This window comes from Brasilonema octagenarum UFV-OR1 (genome assembly GCF_963888615.1).
GTDB classification, from domain to species: domain Bacteria; phylum Cyanobacteriota; class Cyanobacteriia; order Cyanobacteriales; family Nostocaceae; genus Brasilonema; species Brasilonema sennae.
In genome coordinates this window covers 1-5204 of record NZ_CAWPKW010000211.1, presented here as the reverse complement: position 1 = coordinate 5204, position 5204 = coordinate 1, and the positions used below count along the sequence as shown (strand labels likewise).

Below are 5204 nucleotides of genomic sequence, written 5' to 3'. Positions count from 1 at the left end.
ACTCACCGCCTACGCGGACTAATGGAAAAGGGGGTCATTGACCCGGATTTGGTATTATGTCGCAATGGTAAGACTCATGCTGAATCGTCTCGCCTCTTAAGATTTACTTTCTAAATGAACTCTAAGGATGAATTTTGGACGAGGTGTAAAGACTGCTTTGATTTTCTTTTTCTTCTCACTTTATAAAAGTTCGGTGATCATGATTTTTTAAGTGATAAAAACCGTATTATGACTCACTCTTTTTTTAAATAACATGATAGATAACTAAAGCAAGTTAAATGCTGAACTGATTAAACAAAATCCTATTGACTGGAGAGAAAAAGATGACATTAGTTCGTTGGAATAATTGGCAACAAATGAACTCCTTACACCGTCAAATGAACCGCTTATTCGATGATATGCTCGTACCCTCAACATTGATTGAAAGAAACCTTCCAAGAGTTCCTGCTGCTGAATTGCAAGAAACAGAAGATGCTATCCATCTCAAGCTAGAACTGCCAGGAATTGAAGCTAAAGACTTGGATGTGCAAGTCACACAAAACGCTGTTTCCATCAAAGGAGAGCGCAAGTCTGAAACTAAGACTGAAGAAAAAGGTCGTACTGTGACTGAATTCCATTATGGTAAATTCCAACGCGTGATTCCTTTGCCTGCGCACATTCAAAATACCAATGTTACAGCAGAATACAAAGACGGTATTTTGAATTTGACACTGCCTAAGTCTGAACAAGAAAAGAACAAAGTCGTCAAAGTTAACTTGGAAACACCTGCTGCTTAATTCATTGTAAGAAGTTATTAATTTTAGGAATTGTTAGGAAAAAGTAGCCTGAATGCACAGTAGGTTAACCTAACAAAAATGCCCAGTCAGATGATACTGACTGGGTTTTTTTATTGACTAACAACTGATATCCTAAAGTATTATCTAAAATCGCTAGCCATGTATTCATTGCAGAAACTGGACTATTTCTCCACAGGCTCCAGCCATCGCTTGATACTTGCTGGTAACTCAGAAGCAAGACGCAATGGTAGTTCAGGTGTAGAGAAAGATTGTGCGTAAGCTGGTGTGAGAAAAGGTTTGTAAATTTTTGCTTCTGGTGTTAGTTGCTTGATAAATGCCAAACTGACGCCTTTGGTTAATTGACGAAGAGATTTCGTTTCTTCACCTCGCCTTTCTCTAACAATAGTCGTCGCTGCACTTTGTGGGTATATTGGATCGCTAATACTCAAGTGAGTACCGCCAATAGCAGTAAGCAGATACTTCTCACCCCGCAGTTGAGTAAAAGGTTCTATTTGATGTTTGAGCGCTGGGGTTAGGGCGTCTTCTGTTCCAGTTAAGATTAAGACTGGCTTGGTGATTTGGGTTATACCTTTTTTGCCAAAAAGATTGCCAACCAGAGGGTTAAGAGCGATCGCACTCTTAACTCGCTCATCTTTTACTTTCAGTCTTCTGTCTCGTAAGGAAGTCGCCGAACACTGTAACCAATCACCAGGAGCTTCGCCGATATTTAAAGAATCTTTACAAAATTTCCGTAACTCTTCCAAGTCAAGCTCTCCTCCTACCAAAGTCAAAGCCGTATAACCTCCTAAGGAGTGACCGATGACAGTGACTTTTTCAGTATTTAACTTACCCTGAAGTTGACCAATTTGAGTATTCAATTTTGCCAATTCGTCTAGGGCAAAGCTAATATCTTTTGGTCGATCAACAAACTCAGTACCTGGTAGCAACTGTGCCAAATTCTGTTTATCTGAAGCTCTATTGACAGCATCAAAGTTACTTCCAGGATGTTCCACAGCAACAACAGTTATGCCATAAGAAGCTAAATGACGCGCTAAATAGCTCAAAAATTTCCGGTTTGCCCCGAAACCGTGGGAGAGGACAACGAGTGGGTTTTCGGGGTTTGCCTGACTCGAATTTTGACTCGAATAAATATCTACAGGAATGGTACGATTACGCTGTCGGTCATTTAAAACAATTGTCTGCTCCTGTACAACTTGATTCCCCAACCCTGCTGGATCGAATGCAGCTTTAAAGGGTATGCTACTTGCAACAGATAACTCTCGTTCTAGTAATACACCAAAAGCTTGACTCTGTAAGTTGTTTGGGTTTAGATCAACAGCTAAACCGACAGCTTTCGTGGCGTCTACGGTAACATTTTCTCCTGGGTAAGCCCGCAAAAAACTTAATGCACTAAAACCGTTTGCTTGTCGCAGTGCGAAATTCAGGGTGGCTTTGATACTTTCTGCTGTACTACCTGGTATGACTCCACCTAAGGATGATATGAACTGTCTACCTCCGGGCGATCGCACCAAGTTGTCGATAAATCTGTCTGCAACAGCGGGATTGACTTCCAAGCGCTTGGTTAGCAATTCTCGCACTTGCGAGTTTAGCACGGGTGACAGAAGTTCCAGTCCTTGTGGTAATCTCCCGGTTTTGGCAAACTTTTCTAAGTCTGCGAGCGCCACTGACTGCTGAAATGGACCTAAACGAATGGTAACTGTTTGGGCGGCTATTGTAGAAGGCATTCCTACACCCCATCCCAAAACAAGCATCAAAGGACAGAGTAATTTTTGTGCCCAAGATGCCTTACGCCAATTCTTGCCAAGCCGAAACTGCATATGAGTCATTAGTGATTAATCACTAGTCTAAGGAGCGCAAAATCTATGACTTTACGAATTGCAATGCAGTTTCTTTGGAAGTCTGGGGACACACAGCAGCAAGCGAGCGCCCCCAGTTTGTGGTTTCGTCTAAAACCCGAATAAAGATCTAAAAATACCAAGCACAGTGCCAAAAGGATTGAAGAAAGCACCGACAGTATCACCGACTTTAGCTATGCCAGAGCGGTTAACTATCACGATATCATTATTACGGAGTATGGGATTAGTTTGCTCATTAATTCCTTGTTTGATATCTACTTTGACTTCTCGTTTGGTCACAGAGCCATCTGGGTTGAGACGAACCAAATCAACAGTAGTTCTGCTTGCTCTGGCATCGTTAAATCCACCAGCTGCAAGCAATGCTTGATTTAAGGGGGTATTAGGCTGAATTTCTTTGACACCTGGAGCTTTTACTTCACCCACCACATTAACTTGAATGCGAGAAGGAGCCAAAGTCGTAGTCGCTAATTGAGTCGCTTCTGCTCGGCTGACTTCTGTTGCTGTTGGAAATACAATCGTATCTCCGTCTTGCAAAATTAGATCCTGAGTAATGTCACCACTATTGAGTAGTCGCCAAAGGTCAACTTTGATTGATTGTTCGCCGCCTGTTCTCGTGGATCGGCGTATTGAGATATTACGAACATCAGCCTGTGGCGTAATTCCCCCAGCCAATTGCAGTGCTCGCATCAAAGTCGGTTGCCCAGTGATACTTGGTGCACCTGTTGTGTTGTTTGCATTTCCCCCTTCTGCAGTACCTTCGGTGACAAGATAGGAACCTGGACGGAGAACCTCACCAATTAGTGCTACTGTACGAGGTTTGGTAGGATCTGCCGCATAGCTTGATGCAGCTGCATTTCGTGCATCAGCCAAGTTTAGAGTCGTTGCTGTTGGGACATAGATTGTATCTCCATCCCGCAAGGTCAGATCTTGCGCTATCCTGCCTGTTCGTCTAATCTCCCTCAAATTCACAACAGTGACTTGCTCTGGACCTCGTCCTATCTTACGCCTTAACTCCACTCTTGTCTCATCCGCTGACTGTGTGATCCCTTGAGCTGTCGTCAGTGCCGATAGTAAAGTTGGGAATTGCACACCAGGATCATTCCCTCCGCCTCCTTGTAAACTGAGAGTGTAAGCTCCTTGACGTGTCACCTCTCCGGCAACGAAAATATTAATGGGACGGGCTGATAAAAGATTGATTGTTATGATCGGTCGTTTGAGATAGCGAGAGTATTTCTGAGTAATTAAGTCAGCTGCTTGTTCTGTTGTCAGTCCTAAAACGGAGACATTACCAACTAAAGGTAGGTTCAGCCCTCCACCCGGAGGAATTTGGTACTCGCCTGAATATTCCGGAACTTCAAATACGCTGACTCTGACGCGATCGCCACCTCCCAACGTATAGTTTGTATTTATTTGTGTGACTCCCTGTGCTGGTTGTCTTTGTGTATATTTTGTATCTGTTTGTCTCGCTGCAGGTACGGTTTGTCTAGGAGTCTTTGTATTTATTGTTTGTGTCGCTGTAGGTACGGCTTGCTTTTGTGTATAATTCTTTATTTGTGTTGTTGATTGTTTAGTTGGATTCTGAGCTAAGCTAATAAGCGGAAAAGCGAAATTAATAGCGGTTAACAGTACTACACCCCCAAAAGGTTGGCTGATAAACTTTAACCTTGTGTTCTCCATATTTACCTAAAACTACTATTAGTAAAGTACTGTCTAAACATTTTAAGCTTGACTATTGTCTTTTCTTCAAGTTCCCTAACACTTTTCTTTTCTTAAAATCTTTGGTTTTTCCGAATCAAAATTGTTTTTTTATTTTGAATTTTTAATGAAGTTAATTAAAAGTTAGAAAGTCTATCATACCTAATCTTCAAAATATTGTGGTTTTCATAACATTTTATCTGATAAATATTTATTCGTACAGTATTGTCAACAAAATATTCTTCACTAACAAATATTACGTGTGAGAATAGTAGAATTTATAAGTTAAGAGAGCCTGTCATCAAAGCAGAAAAAGACGTACATTCAAAATCTTACTAAGAAGAGACAATGGTTTAAGGATTGGATATTTTTGTCTCGACGATTTGTTTTTTGTAGGAACCAAGAAAAATCTATGACTTAATACGAGAAGAAAATTAAAGTTAAGGAGTTTGAATCAGTAGTTGTAAGGATGAATTCGTCACCAGAACGAACTAAAAAACTTTCTTGCTTTTTTCTCTAAGCCGCTACGTTTTTTTAGTCAACTAATTTTCTTGCTAGAATTATTTATTCAGTAGTGAAAATCACATACGAGAATACTAGAATACGTATCTAATGATGTATTAGGACTCCTCCAAAGATTTTGTTCAGCTAAGTACACTTGAAAAAGTTTTCTTTCCTGTTAAGCGTTAAGCCGAACCACCAGTTATAGCAGTCGCCAGGTAGATTAGGACACGAACTAATTAGAAAACACGGTCACCAAGAGACTTTCAAGTCTGTTAAGCGTTCGGGTGTTAAGCGCTATAGTTCACCCTATGGCTAACGCCACGCCTTACGGCTATCGGGTGTGCGCAGAGCG

Annotated in this window: 3 protein-coding genes; 1 reads left to right on the top strand and 2 read right to left on the bottom strand. The window is 41.2% G+C overall.

From position 1 onward, the window contains the following. The first annotated feature begins 323 nt into the window (after positions 1 to 323). Positions 324 to 776, top strand: a complete 453-nt coding sequence (locus AC5590_RS15970) for an Hsp20/alpha crystallin family protein (RefSeq protein WP_169268865.1) — start codon at positions 324 to 326, stop codon at positions 774 to 776. A gap of 182 nt (positions 777 to 958) precedes the next feature. On the opposite strand, the gene AC5590_RS15965 is transcribed toward AC5590_RS15970, so the two are convergent. Both AC5590_RS15965 and AC5590_RS15960 read right to left on the bottom strand, forming a co-directional pair. Beyond that, positions 959 to 2614 carry an alpha/beta hydrolase gene (locus tag AC5590_RS15965; protein ID WP_169268866.1) on the bottom strand — a complete coding sequence of 552 codons (1656 nt, stop codon included), beginning with the start codon at positions 2612 to 2614 and terminating at the stop codon, positions 959 to 961. Positions 2615 to 2743: 129 nt separating this feature from the next. Then, a complete protein-coding gene (locus tag AC5590_RS15960) occupies positions 2744 to 4330 on the bottom strand; it encodes an SLBB domain-containing protein (protein ID WP_169268864.1) in 1587 nt (528 codons plus the stop codon). Positions 4331 to 5204: the final 874 nt, after the last annotated feature.